The sequence below is a fragment of the Flavobacterium sp. AC105 genome (genome assembly GCF_979258495.1).
In genome coordinates, this window is record NZ_OZ409860.1 from 5,291,109 (window position 1) to 5,312,973 (window position 21,865).

Annotated in this window: 20 protein-coding genes; 10 read left to right on the forward strand and 10 right to left on the reverse strand. The window is 29.6% G+C overall.

What is annotated here, in order from left to right:
- Positions 1 to 203 precede the first annotated feature (203 nt).
- Complete coding sequence (locus tag ACZ0AH_RS21900) at positions 204 to 1,229, reverse strand: acyl-CoA thioester hydrolase/BAAT C-terminal domain-containing protein (protein ID WP_463477855.1); 1,026 nt, start codon at positions 1,227 to 1,229, stop codon at positions 204 to 206.
- Positions 1,230 to 1,394: 165 nt separating this feature from the next.
- On the opposite strand from ACZ0AH_RS21900, the gene ACZ0AH_RS21905 reads away from it, so the two are divergent.
- Entirely contained in the window at positions 1,395 to 1,712 is a 318-nt protein-coding gene (locus ACZ0AH_RS21905; protein ID WP_463477856.1) for a helix-turn-helix domain-containing protein, read from the forward strand.
- Positions 1,713 to 2,004: 292 nt separating this feature from the next.
- On the opposite strand, the gene ACZ0AH_RS21910 is transcribed toward ACZ0AH_RS21905, so the two are convergent.
- The 3 genes from ACZ0AH_RS21910 to ACZ0AH_RS21920 form a co-directional block, all read right to left on the reverse strand.
- The gene (locus ACZ0AH_RS21910; RefSeq protein WP_463477857.1) at positions 2,005 to 2,196 is read right to left on the reverse strand and encodes a hypothetical protein; all 192 of its coding nucleotides are present in this window, start codon (positions 2,194 to 2,196) and stop codon (positions 2,005 to 2,007) included.
- 24 nt (positions 2,197 to 2,220) lie between these two features.
- Positions 2,221 to 2,430 (reverse strand): hypothetical protein, encoded by a 210-nt coding sequence (locus ACZ0AH_RS21915; RefSeq protein WP_463477858.1) that lies wholly within the window; start codon positions 2,428 to 2,430, stop codon positions 2,221 to 2,223.
- A gap of 71 nt (positions 2,431 to 2,501) precedes the next feature.
- A complete protein-coding gene (locus tag ACZ0AH_RS21920) occupies positions 2,502 to 4,058 on the reverse strand; it encodes a vitamin K epoxide reductase family protein (RefSeq protein WP_463477859.1) in 1,557 nt (518 codons plus the stop codon).
- 260 nt (positions 4,059 to 4,318) lie between these two features.
- Here ACZ0AH_RS21920 and ACZ0AH_RS21925 point away from each other — a divergent pair, with 260 nt between their 5' ends.
- Positions 4,319 to 4,477, forward strand: coding sequence for an rSAM-modified peptide (locus ACZ0AH_RS21925; RefSeq protein ID WP_463477860.1), 159 nt, complete (start codon positions 4,319 to 4,321; stop codon positions 4,475 to 4,477).
- Positions 4,478 to 4,489: 12 nt separating this feature from the next.
- Here the strand turns inward: ACZ0AH_RS21925 and ACZ0AH_RS21930 are convergent, their stop codons facing one another.
- The 5 genes from ACZ0AH_RS21930 to ACZ0AH_RS21950 form a co-directional block, all read right to left on the reverse strand.
- The gene (locus ACZ0AH_RS21930) at positions 4,490 to 6,235 is read right to left on the reverse strand and encodes a tetratricopeptide repeat protein (RefSeq protein WP_463477861.1); all 1,746 of its coding nucleotides are present in this window, start codon (positions 6,233 to 6,235) and stop codon (positions 4,490 to 4,492) included.
- A 47-nt stretch (positions 6,236 to 6,282) separates the two neighbouring features.
- Positions 6,283 to 7,866 carry a tetratricopeptide repeat protein gene (locus tag ACZ0AH_RS21935; protein ID WP_463477862.1) on the reverse strand — a complete coding sequence of 528 codons (1,584 nt, stop codon included), beginning with the start codon at positions 7,864 to 7,866 and terminating at the stop codon, positions 6,283 to 6,285.
- A gap of 206 nt (positions 7,867 to 8,072) precedes the next feature.
- A complete protein-coding gene (locus ACZ0AH_RS21940; RefSeq protein ID WP_463477863.1) occupies positions 8,073 to 9,629 on the reverse strand; it encodes a helix-turn-helix domain-containing protein in 1,557 nt (518 codons plus the stop codon).
- Between the two features lie 233 nt (positions 9,630 to 9,862).
- A complete protein-coding gene (locus ACZ0AH_RS21945; RefSeq protein ID WP_463477864.1) occupies positions 9,863 to 11,605 on the reverse strand; it encodes a helix-turn-helix domain-containing protein in 1,743 nt (580 codons plus the stop codon).
- Positions 11,606 to 11,646: 41 nt separating this feature from the next.
- Entirely contained in the window at positions 11,647 to 13,401 is a 1,755-nt protein-coding gene (locus ACZ0AH_RS21950) for a helix-turn-helix domain-containing protein (RefSeq protein ID WP_463477865.1), read from the reverse strand.
- Between the two features lie 166 nt (positions 13,402 to 13,567).
- On the opposite strand from ACZ0AH_RS21950, the gene ACZ0AH_RS21955 reads away from it, so the two are divergent.
- The 6 genes from ACZ0AH_RS21955 to ACZ0AH_RS21980 all read left to right on the forward strand — a co-directional run bounded on the left by ACZ0AH_RS21955 (position 13,568) and on the right by ACZ0AH_RS21980 (position 19,303).
- Positions 13,568 to 14,746: an acyl-CoA dehydrogenase family protein gene (locus tag ACZ0AH_RS21955; protein ID WP_042563298.1), complete on the forward strand. Its 1,179-nt coding sequence runs from the start codon at positions 13,568 to 13,570 to the stop codon at positions 14,744 to 14,746.
- 87 nt (positions 14,747 to 14,833) lie between these two features.
- On the forward strand, positions 14,834 to 15,616 hold the full coding sequence (locus tag ACZ0AH_RS21960) for a DUF3050 domain-containing protein (protein ID WP_463477866.1): 783 nt from the start codon (positions 14,834 to 14,836) through the stop codon (positions 15,614 to 15,616).
- A gap of 68 nt (positions 15,617 to 15,684) precedes the next feature.
- Positions 15,685 to 16,458, forward strand: coding sequence for an SGNH/GDSL hydrolase family protein (locus ACZ0AH_RS21965; RefSeq protein WP_463477867.1), 774 nt, complete (start codon positions 15,685 to 15,687; stop codon positions 16,456 to 16,458).
- A gap of 121 nt (positions 16,459 to 16,579) precedes the next feature.
- Entirely contained in the window at positions 16,580 to 17,086 is a 507-nt protein-coding gene (locus tag ACZ0AH_RS21970) for a GNAT family N-acetyltransferase (protein WP_463477868.1), read from the forward strand.
- Between the two features lie 280 nt (positions 17,087 to 17,366).
- The gene (locus ACZ0AH_RS21975) at positions 17,367 to 18,836 is read left to right on the forward strand and encodes a sensor histidine kinase (protein ID WP_463477869.1); all 1,470 of its coding nucleotides are present in this window, start codon (positions 17,367 to 17,369) and stop codon (positions 18,834 to 18,836) included.
- Positions 18,837 to 18,916: 80 nt separating this feature from the next.
- Positions 18,917 to 19,303: a helix-turn-helix domain-containing protein gene (locus ACZ0AH_RS21980; RefSeq protein ID WP_463477870.1), complete on the forward strand. Its 387-nt coding sequence runs from the start codon at positions 18,917 to 18,919 to the stop codon at positions 19,301 to 19,303.
- A gap of 721 nt (positions 19,304 to 20,024) precedes the next feature.
- Here ACZ0AH_RS21980 and ACZ0AH_RS21985 read toward each other — a convergent pair.
- Positions 20,025 to 20,750 carry a S24 family peptidase gene (locus ACZ0AH_RS21985; protein WP_463477871.1) on the reverse strand — a complete coding sequence of 242 codons (726 nt, stop codon included), beginning with the start codon at positions 20,748 to 20,750 and terminating at the stop codon, positions 20,025 to 20,027.
- 595 nt (positions 20,751 to 21,345) lie between these two features.
- Here ACZ0AH_RS21985 and ACZ0AH_RS21990 point away from each other — a divergent pair.
- Both ACZ0AH_RS21990 and ACZ0AH_RS21995 read left to right on the forward strand, forming a co-directional pair.
- Positions 21,346 to 21,597 carry a hypothetical protein gene (locus ACZ0AH_RS21990; RefSeq protein ID WP_463477872.1) on the forward strand — a complete coding sequence of 84 codons (252 nt, stop codon included), beginning with the start codon at positions 21,346 to 21,348 and terminating at the stop codon, positions 21,595 to 21,597.
- A 35-nt stretch (positions 21,598 to 21,632) separates the two neighbouring features.
- Positions 21,633 to 21,827: a hypothetical protein gene (locus tag ACZ0AH_RS21995; protein ID WP_463477873.1), complete on the forward strand. Its 195-nt coding sequence runs from the start codon at positions 21,633 to 21,635 to the stop codon at positions 21,825 to 21,827.
- Positions 21,828 to 21,865: the final 38 nt, after the last annotated feature.

Sequence of the window (21,865 nt, forward strand, 5' to 3'; positions counted from 1 at the left end):
AATCATTAACATTTATATAGTTTTATTCTCTGTCTTACAAAAATATGATATTTACTCCCTATAAATTTTAATTTACTTATTTTTCCCATTAAAATTTTTCACTTTGAAATATCATGACAACGAACAAAACTAAGTACATGAAAATCAAAAATTTATAGATTAAAAATCTTCTGCCTTAGAAATTTAGAATAAAAGCAAAATGTTTATAATTTAATTTCCCCCTTTATTAACCATTTTTGAACATCATTAAAAACGCGATCCCAATGGTAACTGCTCTCAATTTCATTACCTTTCTTATCAATCTCTTTTTTATTATAATTATGGTCTAAGTCTGGATAGACAAACATTGTTAAATTTGTTTTTCTTAACAAAAAAGGAAGTAAATCATTATTTAATGAACCTATATCCTCTGTTCCATAGCTAATAAGAATAGGATTTTTAAACTTTAGTAAACTTTCAAAAGACAATACGCTATTGTAACTCATCCAATTATATTCGTTGTAATCATTTTTATATACTTCTATATTTTTTGGAATATTTTTAAAATCGCTAATTTCTTTTTCAATTTCTTTTTGAAGCAAACTATCTGAGGATGTAGATAAACTCTCGATCCTGGATTTTAAGACGTACTCAGCAATTCTATTAAATGGATTGGCAGACATACAAACCAATTTTGATATTTTTTTATTATTTTCTGAAAGTTTTGCTGCTACTCTATAACCTTCTGAATGACCGATAACAAATATAGAATCTTTTTGTACCCATTTTTGTTGATATAGATAGTCAATAACGGATTTTGCCTGAAATACTCTATATTTTAAATTATCGTTTTTAATATATTCCGTTGGGACTTTACCAATTTTATTTAAATAACCATTAGTGTCTTTTTCATAAGATCCAACTAATGGAATTCCATGTCGAGCAATTACAACGAAATTAAATTTCTTTAAATATTTTTCAATTTCAAATGGAAAAGCAGTAACACTTGCTCCTGTTGAATCATGAAAAATTATTGGTTTGGCTAATGAACCTTGTAAAAAAACAATGGTTGGTCTAGGTTCTTTTTTGTTCGCATTTGTTGTTAAAAAAGAGATTGTGTCGTTTTTTGAGATTATGTTTATCTTAAAAAATCCATTTTGTCTGATATATTTACTTTCTTCTGTTTGTGAAAATAAATTCAAATTAATTAACAAAAAGGTCGTAAATAATATTTTTGTTTTAAAAAGCATATTCATTTTTTAAATCGTTGAATGTTTTACTTTCCAAAATTGGCAAGAATATTTTACAAAAAATAATATTTTGTAGGATTATTTCAGATTATTTTTATAAAGTGAAAAATAATTTTTAAATATTATTAAGAAATAACTGCATATTAATTTTTTAATAATTTGCAGATGGAACACGGAAATTTAATAAAAGCCAGAAAAGAAAAAGGATTAACACAAAAAGAAATGGCAGACTTGCTTGCTATGGAACAAACGACGTATTCTAAAAAAGAAAGAGGAATATCCAGAATACGTGAAAACGAATGGACACGTTTCGCTGAAATTTTAGATAAAGATGTTGACGAACTTAAAAGGGAAAATGAAACGAACCAGTATAATGAAAACATAGATCATGAAATGTATTTAAATATTATCGAAACAATTATTAAATACAACCAAAAATTGGAAGAAGAAAATTTTCTTTTAAAAGAACAATTAAAAAAGTAAAGCAAAAATTAATAGGCATAAAAAAACAGAGAGGAAATATTTTTCCACTCTGTTTTTACTATTTAAAAACTTTATTAACAGTAATACAAATTTCTGTAGGACATGGCACTGGTTAACCCTAACCAAATAAAATCAACTCAGTGACCAATTCTCCTAAAGAATCCCTAAACACCAATCATCAATGTCGGGAATTTGCTCAATGTTCCACGATCGAGCGCCTACAAATTAAAAAAAACATGACTAAATTCTAAAAAAGGCTATACCGTATTACTTTCCTAAAAAAGTTTAAAAATTAACAACAAAGACGACCTGTGTCACAAATACCCGGCAATGTATCAAGAGGACAATTCCCCCCAACCGGAATCAAAACACAACCTGCTTCGATTGCATATATCCAACATTCAGGAATTCCTCCCTGCATGGTTTTTTGCTCACTTTTGGTTATTTCCTGAGCATTTTCCAGATTCAAAATTTTCTTTAACATTTTTTAATTTTAAATGTTATCTGTCTAGCATGCGTCTCCTACAATTGAGCATCTATTATTGCCTAAATAAACAGGTCTGTAATAGGGGTCATAATTCAGGCATACTGTTTCGTTTGCATACCAGGTAACGTAACCACAAATTGGCTCTACGGGATAAGCACCACCATGAATGGTTTTTTTCTCAATAACACTTAATTCTTGAGATCCTTCCAGGTTTAAAATTTCTTTCAACATAGTTGTTCTTTTTTGGGTTAATACTACTTTCAATTGTTTTCAAAACATTTAAAATTTCTGTCAAATGTCAATTAGGCTATTTTTTCGAAAACTTCAACTTCTTCAACAAAATCGTTTAAGAAATATTTTAGTTCATTTAATTCATATTCATTGGGAAATATCTTTTCATTTACAATTTTGATTGGCGTATAATTAAAATTATTTTTAGAACACCACTCATATTGTTTATTTATTTCCTGCGTAATCATCATACTAACAGTATCTACATGCCATTTTTTTAACCATTTTTTCAGATTCATTTTTTTAATATGCCAGTCTGAAATGGCTTCAACTGTTTTTCCCGGTGTTGATCTGTTTATTGTTAAAAGTCTTTCGACAACTACTTTATATTGATTGTCATTGTTTTCAGGATTTATATTGAACAAAACATTCAAAAATATTCTGTCAGGAAATCTCAAAACCAAATCAAATGCTTCCTGAAACGCTTTATGACAATGCTCACAGCTTGGACTTATAATTACTGAAAGTTTTACTGCTGCATTTCTGTTTCCGAAGTTCAGGCCTCTTAAATCTTCAAATCCATTTGTGTTTGGAACTTTTTTTGATAAAAAATTCAACAATGAATAGTTTCTTTTGAATTTTTTCAATTCTTTAAGGGAGCTTTCACTATTCAGAATATTTTTGATCATTGGCTGTACAATTAACCAGATTGAAGTAATCAGAATCAGCGAAAATAAAAATGGAAACACACTTGTAAAATTAAAATCCAGCGTAAACAAATCTGATGAAAACCATATAATACTCTGCGTAAAAATCAAAAATGAAACGGCTAAGCACATTACACACCATTTTTGAATTTCAAATTTTTGAATCCAAATTGATGATACAATAATTGGAATGCTTAACAAACTTAAAAATCCTATGAAAATGGCTGAATTTAAAGGCTGAACTAAAATAGCAATGAAACTTGATGCAAAGAAAATCAAAGGTAAATCTGAAAAGTTAAACCATTTTTTTTCATCTTTTCCGTTAGGATCAATAACAGAACTGCAAGAAGAATTAGTACTAAGGTTGCAAAACTTTGAAATAATGCTGTTTTTGAAACCTAATTTTTGCTGTAGTATAAAAATGCTAACAATTAAGCCTAAAATTGATGTTGTTAAAAAAACTAGGCTAAATACATCATAAGTATTATAAAAAAATGACAGACCTATTAACAATATAAAAGGTAAACTATATTTTAACCAATTAAATTCTATTTTTAAATTTTCTCTGGCAATAACATTGTTGGGTTCGATTGCAACAATTACGCCGTTCCAGTCTAAAAGGAATTTTTCATATGACAATTTTTGACTTCCTTTTTTCATCGTATTAATACGAACAAAATTTTTAGCTCTTTCAACCAGTATAAGTTCTTCTTTAAAATAAGCCAGAAAATTTGATGGTAAATCAACGATTTGCTCTTTCGGAACTCTTACTGCGGCATTCTCAATAGACAAGATATCAAACGAATCCGTGATCGCAAATAAACTCGGATAATTAGGATGAGAAAGGAATAAATCCTTAAACTCATTTTTAATTTCTGAGTATTTGTTTATTTGAAGAAATTTTTGGACTAATTTTAACATCTTTTTGGATTGCTTTAATCGTAATTGCAATACAAATATTGGTGTTTTTATTCGAAATATAATCTTAAAAGCAGACATTTTATCAATTATACTACATACAATTTATAAATTATACCAGGCAACATGAATCATTCAAGTTATTGATTTTAAACACATTACAATGAAACAAAGATCGCTAAAATCCTCAAAACCCCATTCTCGATTAAGCGTTTTGCTTTTTGTCTAGTTTTGATAAAACAATAACCCTAATACGTAAAAACATGGCAAATCAGAAATTAAAATTCGAAGATTTTAAAGTAGAAAAATTATCTAAAGCGCAACAAAAAACTGTTCGCGGTGGTGACGAAGTAGTATGTACACCTCCTCCACCAGTTGTACCCGAAATAGATCCTGGAAAATCAGGTGGACAGGTTGGATAAATTGTCTCTTCTTTAATTAATATTATTCGCAAACTGAACCGGAGATACTCCGGTTCTTTTGCGAAATGATTTAGCAAAAGAACCTGCATTTTTAAAACCTACACTCTCTGCAATAAACTGAGTCGATTTTTTGCGATATGCCTCATCGGCAATCATTTCGTTAATAGCGTAGTTAATTTTTAATTCATTAGAGTATTCTCCAAAAGATTTTCCGAATCGCTTATTGACCACATACGATAAGTAGGTTGTATTTGTTTTGATTCTTTTGGCCGCATACGACAATGTAAAATCTGTATTAAGATATTCAAGATTGTTTTCGAGATCTAGCAGTTTTTCAATAATTCTATTCTCTTTAGATTCATCAATACTAAAATTGATATTTTCTTTTTTTAATGAAAGCTTTTCTTCATCAACTAATACATCCTTGATTTCAATGTTGTTTCTCTTTCCAACATTTGTTTTAAATTCTTGTATTAAGAAATTTATCTTGTTATCCGCCTTGTTTTTGTCTCTGCTGTTTTTTATCAATAGTATGATAATTGCTATTAACAAAAGTAAATACAGCACTTTGAGACAGCTATTAAAAAAAACTTCTTTTTCATAGTTTTTCCCAACAGAAACCATTTCTCTAGTGAAATTATCGATTTCCTGTTTATTATTTATTTCTAAAGCCTCTTTGCTTAATTTTGCATCATATTTCTTTTTATTATCCAAATAAATCCGTGAATGCTTGTAGGCCAATTCCGGTTGTTGAAGAATGGTGTAAATCTTAGACTGGTTATAATTCGACTTTAAGTAATCTAGCTGATTTAAATTGCTTAAAAGTGCAATAGAATCACATTTTTTATAAAACACCAATGCTTTATCGTATTTTTTAAATGTAAAATAAACATCTGCTAAATTATAATAGATGAGGCATAATAAACCTTTTTGATGATGCTGTTGAGATAAAATCAGAACTTCCTGATATGTTTTTTCAGCTCTTTTATACTCGTGTTTCCAATTGTAAATATTTCCTAAGCTTAATGTTGCTGAGATTTTAGTATCTACAAAATCATCAGAATATGCTATTGTTTTTTTATAAAAATATTCGGCTGAATCTAAAAGGTATCTTTTATTTTTATTTGCTATAAAATAACGTTCGTATTCACTTCCTAAATTAATATTAATGGAGCTTTTTCTGTTTAAAAATTCTTCTTTAGAAAACAAATCTTCATTCTCATAGAGAAAACTACTAAGTTCTTTATCATTTTTAATCGCTGTTTCATAATTGCCAATTGCTTCATTAACCCTCCCGATATTCATTTTGAATTTAACAAGCTGACTAATATCATTTATTTCTTTAGAAATTTTCATTCCCTTTTGATAGTGATCCAGTGCAGCAGTAAAATTTCCCCTCTTCAAATCTGCTGTTCCGGCAAAATTTAATATGTAAGTGTTTAGCTGTCTCTTTTTGCGGGATTCAGGTAGATTATTTAGATAATAGATTGCTTTTTTATAGGTGCTTTTAGATAGTTTCGTGTTTCCTTTATTTTGCCATAATGTAGACATGGCTGCATTTGCAAAAGCCAAATGCTCATAATTATTTGATTTCGCCATTTGATGGGCATATACAAATGCACTATCGGCATTTGAATTAAAATTTGATCGGATTTTATATCTTAAAACTACATACTCTTCTTCCGTAATTGCCTTTGTAAGCTGAGCAAATGAGGTATTCAACATAAAAAAGAACAGAAAACAGCTGATTAACCTCATTTAGTTTGTTTTTGGAATCTCAAAAATAGTTTATTCCTGTTTCTAAACTAAATATTATTTGCAAATTGAGATGGCGATACTCCGGTTCTTTTACGAAATGATTTTGCAAAAGAATCTGCATTTTTAAAACCCACACTCTCAGCAATAATCTGGGTAGAATTTTTACGATAGCTTTCATTGGTAATCATTTCATTTATCACATAATTTATCTTTAACTCATTGGCATATTCTCCAAAAGGTTTTTCAAATCGTTTGCTGACTATGTAGGATAAATAAGTCGTATTTGTTTTAATTTTTTTGGCTACATAACTAAGCGTAAAATCCGTATTTAAATATTCCTGATTTCTTTCCAATTCTAATAATTTCTCTACAATTTCGTTTTCTTTCGCCTGGTCGATACATAAGCTGGAGTTTTCTTTTTTCGATTTAATCTTCTCAGATTCGCACAAAACTGCCTCAACTTGAGAACGATTTTCTTTGTCTACATTTAATTTAAATTCTTTAATTAAAGCATTCATTTTTTCATTTGCCTTTTTCTTATTTCGTATATAATTTATCAAAACAGCAATAATTACAGCCAATAAAAGTGCATACAAAACTTTTACACATCTTTGATAAAAAACTTCTTTTTCATAATTTTTCTTAACAGAAATCATTTCTCTCGTCAAATTATCTACTCCTTGCAGGTAATTTACTTTTGATGTTTCCTTGTTTAAGCTTGCTTCATATTTTTGTTTAATATCCAAATAAATTTTAGAATGCTTGTATGCCAGCTCAGGTTTTTTGAGGAACTCATAAATTTTGGATTGATGATAATTAGACTTTAAAAAAGCGTATTGATTTTGGTTTGTTATATATGCAACTGAATCGCTTTTTTTATAAAGCAATAGTGCTTTATCATACTTTTTATTTGTGTTATAAACATCTGCTAAATCATAATAAGCAATGCACATCGAAAATTTATTGTTGTTTTGTTTCGACAAAATCAAAACCTCATGATAGGTTTTTATAGCATTTTTATAGTCATTTCTTAAATTATAGATATTGCCTAAACTTAATTTTGAATCGACTATATTAGAAAGAAACTTGCCAGAATAAGCAATAGATTTTTTATAAAAATATTCTGCCGAATCCAGCAAATACCATTTTTTTTGATTTGCCATAAAGTAAGCTTCGTAAGAATTACCCAAACTAAAATTGACATTGCTCTTTCTATTTATAAATTCTTCTTTAGGAAACAAATCCTTGTTTTCATGAAGAAAATTACTAAGTTCCCGTGCATTTTTAATCGATAGTTTATAGTTGCCTACTCTTTCATTGACTAAAGTAATATTGGCCTTAAATTTACATATCTGATTAATATCTTTTATTTTTTCTGAAAGCTTAATCCCCTGCTGAAAATTTTCAAGAGCCGCACCATAATTTCTTCTGCCCATCTCTGCTAATCCGCCATAATTATAAATATAAGTTCTTACTTGTAATTTATCATGCGAATCAGGTATCTTACTCCAGTAATAAAGCGCTTTTTTATATTTTTCCTGAGATAATGCTGTTTTACAATTTATTTGCAGCAAACTGGACATTGCCGCATTTGCAAAAGCCAAATGTTTATTATTATTGGATTTAGCCATTTGATTGGCATATATAAGTGAGCTATCAGTATTTGAATTATAATGCAAACTGATTTTATATTTTAGAATTAGATATTCCTCTTCGGTCAACTTTTTTTTATCTTGAGAAAACGTATTATTAAAGGTGAAAAAAAATAGGAAACAGATGATTAGCCTCATTTAATTTGTTTTTGGAATCTCAAAAATAGTTTATTCCTGTTTCTAAACTAAATATTATTTGCAAACTGAGCCGGAGAAACCCCTGTTCTTTTTCGAAATAACTTTGCAAAAGAATATGCGTCTTTAAAACCTACACTTTCAGCAATAATCTGAGTAGATTTTTTACGATATATTTCATTAAAAATCATTTCATTAATGGCGTAGTTAATTTTAAGTTCGTTAGAATATTCTTCAAATGATTTTCCAAATCGCTTATTGACAACATAAGATAAATAAGTAGTATTTGTTTCTGTTTTTTGAGCGACATAAGCTAATGTAAAATCTGTTTTTAAATATTCAAGATTGTTTTCAAGGTCTAATAACTTATGAATTATATTAGTTTCTTTAGCCTGATCGATATTTAAATTGATATTTTCTTTTTTCAATGAAAATTTTTCACTTTCCAGGGATATCTCTTTCTTGTCAGAATGATTTTTCTTTTCTGTGTCTTTTTTAAATTCTTGTATGAAAGCGTTTGTTTTTTTTCTGACCTTATTTTTATCTTTTTTGTTTTTGATTAAAAAAACAATACTTATGATAAATAAAAACAAGTAGAAAAAATTTAGAATTTTATTTATAAAAGCCTTTTCTTCATAATTTTTCTCAACAGAAATCATTTCTTTGGTCAAATTGTCTACTCCTTGTAAATAATTGGCCTTTAATGTTTCTTTATTTAATTTTGCTTCATATTTTGTTTTAATATTCAAATAAACTTTAGAATGCTTATACGCCAGTTCAGGTTTTTTGAGGAACTCATAAATTTTGGATTGATGATAATTAGACCTCAAAAAACTGTATTCGTTTACATTTGATAAAAGCGCAATTGAATCACATTTTTTATAAAACAACAATGCCGTATCATACTTTTTAACTATTCTATAGACATCTGCTAAATTATAATTAACAATACACAATATCTCTTTATTATTATTTTTTTGGGATAAAAGCAAAACTTCATGATAGGTTTTTATAGTATTTGCATAATCATCCTTCAAATAATATATATTGCCCAAACTTAATTTTGAGCTGATTTTATTTGAAATAAAGTTACTTGAATAATCAATACATTTCTTGTAAAAATATGCTGCTGAATCCAGTAGATATTTTTTACTCTGATTGGCCATAAAATATCCCTCATAAGAATGCCCTAAACTAAGATTGATACTACTTTTTCTATTTACAAATTCCTCTCTACCAAACAATTCTTTATTCTCATGGAGAAAATCGTTAATTTCTCTTGCATTTTTAATCGCTAGTTTATAATTGCCAACTGCTTCATTTAGTAACGTAATATTTGATTTAAATTTAAGGATTTGGTTAATGTCGCCTATTTTTTCAGAAATTTTAAGTCCTTGTTGATAGTTTTCAATGGCCGCACCATAATTTTTTCGCTGAAATTCAACTATTCCTCCATAATTATAGATGTAAGATTTCAATTGTAATTTATCTTTAGAGTCCGGTATTTTACCACAATAATAAAGGGCATTTTTATATTTTGCTTTAGATAATGCTGTTTTACCTTTTATTTGCAACAAACCGGACATTGCTGCATTTGCAAAAGCCAAATGTTTATTGTTGTTGGATTTTGCCATTTGATTGGCATATACAAGTCCGCTATCGATATTTGAATTAAAGCTAAAGCTAATTTTATATTTTAGAATTAGATATTCCTCTTCGGTCAACTTTTTTTTATCTTGAGAAAACGTATTATTAAAGTTGAAAAAAATTAGGAAACAGATGATTAGCCTCATTTAATTTGTTTTTGGAATCTCAAAAATAGTTTATTCCTGTTTCTAAACTAAATATTATTTGCAAACTGAGCCGGAGAAACCCCTGTTCTTTTTCGAAATAACTTTGCAAAAGAATCTGCGTTTTTAAAACCTACACTTTCAGCAATAATCTGAGTAGATCTTTTACGATATATTTCATTAAAAATCATTTCATTAATGGCGTAGTTAATTTTAAGTTCGTTAGAATATTCTTCAAATGATTTTCCAAATCGCTTATTGACAACATAAGATAAATAAGTAGTATTTGTTTCAGTTTTTTGAGCGACATAAGCTAATGTAAAATCTGTTTTTAAATATTCAAGATTGTTTTCAAGATCTAATAATTTATGAATTATATTCGTTTCTTTAGCCTGATCGATATTTAAATTGCTATCTTCTTTTTTCAATGAAAATTTTTCACTTTCCAGGGATATCTCTTTCTTGTCAGAATGATTTTTCTTTCCTTTGACTTTTTTAAATTCTTGTATAAAAGTGCTTGTTTTTTCTCTGACCTTATTTTTATCTCTTTTGTATTTAATAAAAAAACCAATACTCATAATAAATAAAAGCAGATAGAAAAAATTTAGAATTTTATTTATAAAAGCCTTTTCTTCATAATTTTTCTCAACAGAAATCATTTCTTTGGTCAAATTGTCTATACCCTGAAGATCATTTGCTTGTGAAGTTTCCTTCTTTAATTTTGCATCATACTTTTTTTTACTAGACAAATAAATTTGAGAATGTTTATAAGCCAGTTCAGGTTTATTAAGGATAGTGTAGATTATAGATTGATGATGATTCGATTTCAAATAATCCAAATCATTTAAATTTGTTAAACGTGAAATTGAATCACTTTTCTTATAAAAAAGCAATGCCTTATCATACTTTTTCATGGTATGATTAACATCCCCTAAATCATAATACGCAGTACACCATAAATTCTTCTGATTGTTTTGTTGCGCCAGAAGTGCAACCTCATAATATACTTTTTCAGCTTTTTTATAGTCATTTTTCCAATTGTATATATTGCCTAAACTTAATTTTGAAGTGATTCTATTGTCAATAAAGTTCTCGGAATAATCAATACATTTCTTATAAAAATATTCGGCTGAATCAAGTAAATATCTTTTACTAGTATTTGCCATAAAATAGCCTTCGTAAGAATTGCCTAAACTATAATTGATGTTGCTTTTTCTCATTAATAATTCCTCTCTGGAAAATAAATCTTTATTTTCATGAAGAAATTTATTAACTTCTCTTCCACTTTTAATTGCTAGTTGGTAATTACCAACTGCTTCATTCACCAAAGCAATATTGGCTTTGAATTTTACAATTTGCTTTATGTCATTAACTTGTGTAGATAATTTGATTCCCTGTTGAAATTTTTCAATCGCTCCTCCATATTTTTTACCAGCCCAATCTGTTAATCCCCCCAAATTATAAATGTCTGCTTTTAAATATATTTTATCCAGAGAATCAGGTACTTTGTCCAGATAATAAAGTGCTGTTTTATATTTTTCTTTAGATAATGGTGAGTTGCCCTTCAATTGTAAAAAAAAAGATATTGCTGCATTTGCAAAGGCCAAATGCTTATTGTTATTAGATTTTGCCATTTGGCTGGCATATACAAAAGCACTATCAGTATTTGAATTAAAATATAATCGGATTTTATATTTCAGAAGAATATATTCTTCTTCACTCATTTCTTTTTTATTCTGAGCAAAAGAGGTATTTATGGTAAATAAGAGTAGAAAACAGATTATAAGTCTCATTTAATTTACTGTTGAAAAATCAAAATGCTTCATTTTCTAAATTAAATATTGCTTGCAAACTGAGCTGGAGAAACCCCTGTTCTTTTTCGAAATGATTTTGCAAAAGAGACTGCATTTTTAAAACCTACACTTTCTGCAATAGCTTGAGTAGAATATTTACGATACATATGATTGGTAATCATTTCGTTGATTACGTAGTTAATTTTAAGCTCGTTAGAATATTCTCCAAATGATTTACCAAATCGTTTATTGACAACATAAGATAAGTAAGTCGTATTCGTTTTGATTTTTTTGGCTACGTAAGGCAATGTAAAATCAGCATTTAAATATTCATGCTTGCTTTCGAGAGCCAATAATTTTTCGACTATTTTATTCTCTTTCGCTTCATCAATACTTAAATTGATATTTTCTTTTTTAAGCAGAATTTCCTCTTCCGGTTCTAATATTTCTTCTTTTTCTTCGGGTACAAATTCAGGATTATTTTTCTTCTCTATATTTGCTTTAAACTCTTCAATTAAAGCATTCATCTTTTTATGTGCTTTGTTTTTATCCCGAATATTTTTGATTAGGAAAAAGACAATGGTAACAACCAGTAAAACGTAGAAAATTTTGAGCCCTCTGTTCAGAAAAACATCATATTTATATTTTTTTTCGATAAGAACCATTTCATCCGTCAAATTACCAACTCCTTGTTTGTAATTTACTTCCAGGGCTTCCTTATTTAATTTTGTTTCGAATTTTTCGTAATTATCAAGATAGATTTTAGAATGTTTATACGCCAATTCAGGCTGTTTAAGAATATTATAAATTTTGGCCTGATAATAATTAGACTTCAAATAATCTAATTGATTGATATTTGTTAAGGCAGCAATCGAATCACATTTTTTAAAAAATACCAGTGCCTTATCATACTTTTTGGTCGTAAAATAAATGTCGGCTAAATTATAATTAGCAATGCAAAGTAAATCTTTTTTGTCATTTTGCTGAGACAGAAATACAACATCATAATACGTTTTCTCTGCATTTGTATAATCAGCTTTCCAGTTGTAGACATTTCCTAAACTTAATTCTGAACTAATTTTAGCATAAGGATTGTTTTTAGAATACGTAATGGCTCTTTTATAAAAATATTCTGCAGAATCAAGCAGGTATTTTTTACTTTGATTTTTCATGAAGTAGCCCTCATAGGAACTGCCTAAATTAAAATTGATGCTGCTTTTTCTATTTAAGAAATCTTCTTTTGTAAATAAATTTTCATTTTTATCAACAAAATCATTAAGCTGTCTGTTATTTTTAATAGACAATTGGTAGTTACCAACGGCTTCATTAATAACTGCCATGTTAGTTTTAATTTTAACAATTTGTGGCAGATCGCCTATTTCTAAAGAAAGTTTTAGGCTTTTCTGGTAATATTCAATTGCTTCACTAAAATTACCTCTCTTCCATTCTGCATTTCCGGCAAAATTTTGAATATAAGATTCTAATTGAGTTTTATCTTTTGATGGTTGTATTTTGCTTAAATAATTAACCGCTAAATTATACTTTTCTCTGGATGCTTTGGTATTTCCTTTTAATTGTAGTATAAACGATAATGATCCATTTGCAAAAGCTAAATGTCTATAATTATTCGATTTTGCCATCTGATTAGCATATACAGCCGCACTATCGACGTTTCCATTAAAATTTAGTCGAATTTTGTCCTGCAATATCAAAAACTCCTGTTCTGTTAAGACCTTTTTTTGTGCAAATGAGGTATTCAGAACAAAAAAGAGTAAAAAAGAGATGATCAGCCTCATTAATTTATTTTTTGGAATCTCAAAAATAGCTTATAAATTATCAATAAACTACAATTAATTTGAGTTATTACTATTTTTCTTCTTTATGTTGTAAAAAAATATAACAATTTAACTTTGTTTTGTTATATTTTTATTACGTAAATTTGTTTTTGTAAAACTAACAAAAATGAAACCAGACTTATTTCAGGCTCCAGATTATTACAACCTTGACGATTTATTGACAGACGAACACAAATTAGTTCGCGAATCTGCTCGTGCGTGGGTTAAAAGAGAAGTTTCTCCTATTATTGAGGAATATGCTCAAAAAGCAGAATTTCCAAAACAAATTATAAAAGGACTTGGAGAAATTGGTGGTTTCGGACCTTATATTCCTGTTGAATACGGCGGTGCAGGATTAGACCAAATTTCCTACGGTTTAATTATGCAGGAAATCGAACGTGGCGATTCTGGTGTAAGATCTACTTCATCTGTTCAGTCTTCATTAGTAATGTATCCAATTTGGAAATACGGAAACGAAGAACAACGCATGAAATATTTGCCAAAACTGGCAACTGGAGAATTCATGGGCTGTTTTGGTTTAACGGAGCCCGATCATGGTTCTGATCCGGGAAGCATGATTACCAATTTTAAAGATATGGGCGATCATTATCTTTTAAATGGTGCAAAAATGTGGATTTCGAATGCGCCTTTTGCTGATATTGCCGTTGTTTGGGCAAAAAATGAAGAAGGCAGAATTCACGGATTAATCGTTGAACGCGGAATGGAGGGTTTTACAACTCCTGAAACTCATAATAAATGGTCGCTTCGTGCATCATCAACCGGAGAATTGATTTTTGATAATGTAAAAGTTCCTAAAGAAAATCTTTTGCCAAATAAATCAGGTTTAGGCGCGCCGCTTGGCTGTTTAGATTCGGCTCGTTACGGAATTGCCTGGGGCGCAATTGGTGCTGCAATGGATTGTTATGATACTGCTTTAAGATATGCCAAAGAAAGAATTCAGTTTGGAAAACCAATTGGAGGAACCCAATTACAGCAGAAAAAACTGGCAGAAATGATTACCGAAATCACAAAAGCACAATTATTAACCTGGCGTTTAGGTGTTTTGAGAAATGAAGGAAAAGCCACAACATCTCAAATTTCGATGGCAAAACGTAATAATGTAGACATGGCGATTCATATTGCACGCGAAGCCAGACAAATGTTGGGCGGAATGGGAATTACGGGCGAATATTCGATTATGCGCCATATGATGAATCTTGAAAGTGTGATTACTTATGAAGGAACCCACGACATTCATTTATTGATAACCGGAATGGATGTTACTGGTATTCCAGCTTTTAAATAATCAATAACTATTAAAATATATACAAAAACAATACGAAAAGCTTCTTGATAACAAGAAGCTTTTTATATTTGCACAAAAATTACAAAAATGAATATTGAAACTATACACAATAGCATTCAACCTCAAAAAGATCAACTTTTACAACATTCTTTATACAATAAAATCCAAAATATTGATGACTTACATATTTTTCTTGAAAGTCATATTTTTGCCGTTTGGGATTTTATGTCATTATTAAAAGCGCTCCAAGCCAAACTTACTTGTACGACAACACCTTGGTTTGCTACAAAAAATCCTGAAACAAGATATTTAATCAATGAAATTGTTCTTGCCGAAGAAACGGATTTAAGCATCGACGGAAGAAGACAAAGCCATTACGAAATGTATATTGAAGCAATGGAAGATTGTGGTGCTGATACAACCGGAATCAACACCTTTTTATCTGAAGTAAATTCGCTGCACAATATTTTTGTTGCCATAAAACAAAGTTCATTACACCCAAATGTAAAAGCTTTCTTAGATTTTACTTTTAGAGTTATCGAAGAAGGAAAACCACATCAAATTGCCGCTGCATTTACTTTTGGACGAGAAGATTTGATTCCGAGTATGTTTACCGCGATCTTAAAAAACTTTCAGGAAAACTTACCGGAAATCGATTTAAGCAAATTACTTTATTATTTTGAAAGACATATTGAATTAGACGCTGACGAACACGGGCCAATGGCAATGCAGATGATTGCTGATTTATGCGAAGATGATGCTCAAAAATGGAAAGAAGTTGAAGAAATTTCGATTCTGGCATTAGAAAAACGAATCGGACTTTGGAATGCAATTGAAGAAGAAATCATCATGAAAGCCGAAATGGTGTAAAAAACCAAAACAAGTTATTTACCGTAACTATTTGTTTAAAATGACCCGAAACTTAATTTATCAAAATTATGAAACCACATTTCAAACAAGTAGTTACCATTATACTTTCTATATTTCTTTTGAGCTGCAGTTCTGAAGAAATGGCAGAAAATCCAGTTACGCCAACATTACCGGTTACTCCTCCTGTAACGCAAGTTCCCACAACTCCTACAACTCCTCTTCCAAACACTATAAATTATCTGGCTTTAGGCGACAGTTATACTATTGGTCAAAGTGTTTGCGAAACTTGCCGTTATCCTGAACAGTTAAAAGCCAGCCTAAAAGCAATTTACCCTCAAACTAACTTTTCATTAAAAGTAATTGCTACTACTGGGTGGACAACTTCCAATTTAATTTCGGCAATAAACACACAAAATCCGGATTCTAATTATGATTTGGTTACCCTTTTAATTGGTGTCAATAATCAATATCAGCATAAAGATTTTTCTATTTATGAAAAAGAATTCCCTGAATTAGTAAAAAAAGCCATTATGCTGGCAAAAGGTGATAAGAAAAATGTAATTGTTATTTCAATTCCTGATTATGCCTATACGCCTTTTGGCACAACTCAAATGCAAGGTGACGGTCCCAAAATTTCAAGTGAAATAAATCAATACAATACTTTTGCTGAGAATTATTGCATGACAAATGAAGTAGCCTATATTTCAATAACCGATATTACTCGTCAGGGTCTTATCAATCCTAATTTAGTCGCTCAGGATGGTCTGCATCCTTCTGCAGCAGCTTATACTTTATTTACAGAACGTATTTTACCTAAAGTAAAAATGATTTTGCAGGATTAATATTCTTTAAATTTCCGGATAAATCATAAGATAAAAAGTTAAAACTAATACAATTCATCAGGCTTTAAACCGATGAAAATTTATCTTTGAAAATTCATTAATCTACAGAATAACCTCAATAATGGAATTTTTCAAAACCAAAAATGAAGATATCGATGCCGTTTTCGATATTTATAATGCTGCTACGTCTTATCAAAAAACAGTCAATAATAAAAGCTGGAGAGGTTTTGAAAGAGCACTTATAGAAAAAGAAATCGATGAAAATCGTCATTTTATAATCAAAGAAGGAGCTGAGGTTGCCTGTACATTTGTATTAACTTTTGATGATTTGATTATCTGGAAGGAAGCCAGCGCAGATCCTGCCGTTTATTTGCATCGTATTGCAACGAATCCAAAATTTAGAGGACAATCGTATGTCAAAAAAATCATAGAATGGACGAAAGTTTATGCTAAAGAAAACCACAAATCATACATTAGACTTGACACACATAGCGGAAACGAAAGAATAAACAAATACTACACAAGCTGCGGTTTTGACTACAAAGGAATCAGCACTATCGAATGGACAAATGAATTACCGGAACATTATAAAGAAGGTTCTTTTAGCTTGTTTGAGATTAAACTTTAGGTTTTTATCTATCTAAATACAAAAACACAGATTTATGATCAAAAGTAAAATTGGTTTTTATTATTTATAAGAAAAAGCTTATATAAAAAGATTGCGAATTTTGAGTGTTTTCTTTATTTCTGAATTATAATTTCATTTATTATATTTAAAATAAAGACATTAAATTCAGTTAGATTACATTTGGATAAATGCGCAAGAAATCTATGAGTCCAAAAAAATTATTCCGCCTGAAATTACCACTTTTCCAGAACGGAATAAAGCGAATCATAACGACGAATTATTGATTCTCAATAAAAAACTTACACGACAAATAGAAGAACGAAAAAAACGCGCCGCTGAACTTGTTATTGCAAATGCTGAACTCGCTTTTCAAAACGACGAAAAAGAAAAACGTGCCGCTGAATTGGTTATTGCAAATGCAGAACTGGCTTTTCAGAATAACGAAAAAGAAAAACGTGCCGCTGAATTGGTTATTGCAAATGCAGAATTGGCTTTTCAGAATAATGAAAAAGAAAAACGTGCTGCTGAACTTGTTATTGCAAATGCAGAACTCGCTTTTCAGAATACTGAAAAAGAAAAACGTGCCGCCGAATTGGTTATTGCGAATACAGAACTGATTTTTCAGAATAACGAAAAAGAAAAACGTGCCGCCGAATTGGTTATTGCAAATACAGAACTGATTTTTCAGAATACTGAAAAAGAAAAACGTGCCGCCGAATTGGTTATTGCAAATGTAGAACTCGCTTTTCAGAATACTGAAAAAGAAAAACGCGCCGCCGAATTGGTTATTGCGAATACAGAGCTGATTTTTCAGAATAATGAAAAAGAAAAACGCGCCTCTGAACTCGTCATAGCAAATACAGAGCTTACTTTTCAAAATCAGGAAAAAGAAAAACGTGCTGCTGAATTGGTTATTGCAAATACAGAATTGGCTTTTCAGAATAATGAAAAAGAAAAACGCGCCGCTGAACTCGTTATAGCAAATAATGAACTTACTTTCCAAAATCAGGAAAAAGAAAAACGTGCTGCTGAACTAATTCTTGCAAATAATGAACTTGAAGCCTTTACTTATATTTCAAGTCATCATTTACAAGAACCTTTGCGAAAAATACAGGTTTTTTCAGATCGTATTTCAACCGATGAACATGAAAATTTAACAGATAAAGGAAAATATTATTTTGAACGCATCGGAGTTTCTGCTTCTCATATGCAAACACTAATAAATAATTTATTGACTTATTCCCGTACTAATGTTACTAAAAAGATATTCGAAAATTTGAGTCTTAATGACATTATAAATAAGGTATTGGAAGATTTAAAAGACGAAATAACAGCTAAAAAAGCAGTTATCGAAATATTTGGAGATTGTAAAGCTTATATAATTCCGTCACAATTTGATCAGCTAATATGCAATTTAATCAGTAATTCTCTTAAATTTTCGAAACCAGATATAGCGCCGCATATTACAATAGAAACTTATTATACAAAACCTTATTCTAAAAGTCCGTCTTTAACAAACGATTATTGTCATATTACAATTAGTGATAATGGTATTGGGTTTGATCCTGAATTTGAATATCGTGTTTTCGAAATGTTTCAACAACTTCACAGTAAATCAGATTATAAAGGAACCGGAATTGGTCTTACACTCGTAAAAAAAATTGTAGAAAACCACAAAGGAATTATTACTGCGACGGCAAAATTAGATCAGGGAGCAAAATTTGACATTTATATTCCTATAGCACAATAATGAAAACCGTATCTTACAAAAACAAGTCTGTTTTTTACTAAAATCTATTTTTCTCAAAAAATTTTAAATATCTTTGATTTATGAGCGAAATAACCAAACCATATCATATAGGGCGAAAAATAAGCCGTATTCGTGAACTTAAAGACATGAAACAGGAAGCACTTGCACAGGCTTTGGGAACAAATCAGCAAGCAATCTCGGCAATGGAAAACAGCGAAAACATAGACGAAGAGAAACTGAAAGAAGTGGCAAAAGTCCTTGGAATGACTGTTGAAGCAATTAAAAATTTTTCAGAAGAAGCTGTTATCAATTATTTTAACAACATTTACGATCATGGAGCTTTTAACAAGCATTATAATGATTGTACTTTTAATCCTCTTGACAAAGTTGTTGAACTTTATGAACGTTTAGTTCAGGCTGAAAAAGATAAAAATGAATATCTGGAAAAATTATTAAAAGAGAAATAAGTCCTTTTATAAAATAATAACAAAAACAAAAAACCCGCAACTTCAAAAATGAAATTGCGGGTTTTAATTTTGCAGAGAGGAAGGGATTTTATTTCCCCCAAATCTAAAAATTAACTATCTAAATGTCAGTTATTTAAATTTTAAAAAACACTCGCTTTTGGTTATTTTTGACACAAATTTGACACAGGATAAAACCTGAAAACGTTATATAATACAAGGCTTAACACCTGCTTACAATAGTGAAACGGTTGTATAAAAACTCATTTTAAATAAATAGTCCAGTGGTTTTATGATGTATTTGCGACAGCAAATAAGGAATAAAATTACTGGACTATTTATTTAAAATAACCTTATTAAACACCCTTGTACTGTAATTATTCAACAGTTCTATTTTTACACCTCGGACAGTAATTATTCAAAAGCTTTATTTTAATACCCTTCAAAAAAGATCGTGGAACACATTGTATGTACGCCTTTGTACGGTGATATTTTACCCCCGCCCCCTTTTTCAGCCTCCTAAATTCCCGATTTTTGCTTCTTCCTTTTTTTCCTTTATATCCTATATTCTTTCTTTTATAAAAAAAATATAAACATTATAAACAATTGTAAAATAAGCAACAAAAACAAGGCTTCAAGCCTGTTTATAAATTTGTTTACATATTTTAATGTTTACAAAAAAAATGTAAACATTAAAAAGATAAAAAATAAACTGAATTAATAGTTAGTGCATAGAATTTATTCTAACACTTGCCTTTATTAGTGCTAGTCCTTTTATATTTTTAATATGAAATTCTGTTGGTTGGTGGTGTCGATTTTCTGAAACAAGTTTAACAAAATCTTTTCCCTGTTCTGATCTTTGTAGCCACTTAATCATGATGAATTCATCACCATAGTCATTTATTATTGATACTAAATACATCTCGCCCCAAAAAATTGACTCCAATACATTTTCTACCTTTTTATACATTATTATATCTCCGGATTTCAATAACGGATACATACTATCTCCACTAACATAAATAGCACCGTCACATTTTGGAAGGTTTGGGATTGTAATGTGGTCTATAGGCTGTTGACTATTGTGATCTCGAAACAAAGCTATTACAGAAGCTGATGCTTGAACGTCATAGAGTGGAACAGATTGTTTTTGTAATAGACCATCTGTTTTCATTTTAAAAACTTTTGTTTGATCTTCATTTTTTTGATTATCGTCTTCAAAAGTCATTGAATCATGCAATAATTTCCCTTTTCCAGTTAATAAATAATCAGCAGAAACATCTTCAAAGGTTATTAGAATTTTGCTTAGAATTGCGCCTGAAACATTAGAATTTCTATTGATAATAGTTCCTATAGAATTATTTCCTGCACCTATTTTTTTTTCAAAAGAAGAAATATTCATTTTTTTAATATCTATTAATTCTTTGATTCTCAATGGTATACTGTTCATATTTATAAATACCTCTAAAATAATTAGAAATTTGCTTGTTATTTAGAAAAATGCTTATATATTTGTTCTCGAAAGCGGATGTAAAACCACTTAAAAACGACTTAAAAGCAACCTGCAATATACACAAAAAATGTGTTGCAGTATAATTGCAATTTTTGTTGCAATTCATAAGGATTAAGTATTCAAAAGGAGTGCCAAACTTTAAGAATATTGGCTTTGTTCATAGAAATATTGAACCCTTATAAAAAAAGCGGCGCAATGCCCCGCCTCGTTTTGTTACAAGCCAATCAAAATGAATATAAGGGTTTCTTTTTCTAAGAAGTAGATTTATTTCGATTCCTGGACAAAGCGCCGGCGCAGATCTAAGCAAAATAAGTCTACAATTTTATAAGGTCAAACAACTATAAAGTATGGATGTAGATAAAAAGAAGGAATGTCGAAGATATAGATTGCATCAGAAAATAAAAGGTTTTTACCGCTTTGACAAAAAGGATAAAATAATTTATGTGTCTGCTTTTGACAATTTAACCAACAAGTATTTAATAGAATTATCCGAAAAATTTAATTATTCAATTCAATTTGAAATCCCGTCCTAATGATAAACTGCAACCAAAAGAACACAATAATTTTAGTACTGGGAAAACAGTATTCGCCAAAGATTATTGCGCATTTGAACCAAAAGAAACTTTTCAATTCAAACGGTAATTCTTATTCGAGTGCATCCATTCAAAAAATAGTTTCGGGAATTCAAAAAAATGATATTGTCGAATTGGAAATTGTAAGTCTGGTAAATGCCACAAAAAAGCGTAATGAAAAAACCGCAAAAAAACTTCAAACCTTACTCTAGTTGATTACAAACCATTTCATAAAAACACTTTAATTATGGCAATTTTTACCACAATAGAATTAATCGCTTACACACAAAGAATGGAGTTGCAAAAAGATATTCTACCACTTGCAACAGTTTTTACACCTAACCAAAAAACCGAATTAGATAGCCTTTACGATAAAATATTAGAAATCTGTTACGCAACAGTTGTTAAAGAAAAAGAAGTAATTGACCCCATTTGTTTATAACGAATAAATTACTGCTTACCTACACCAAACCGACAAAA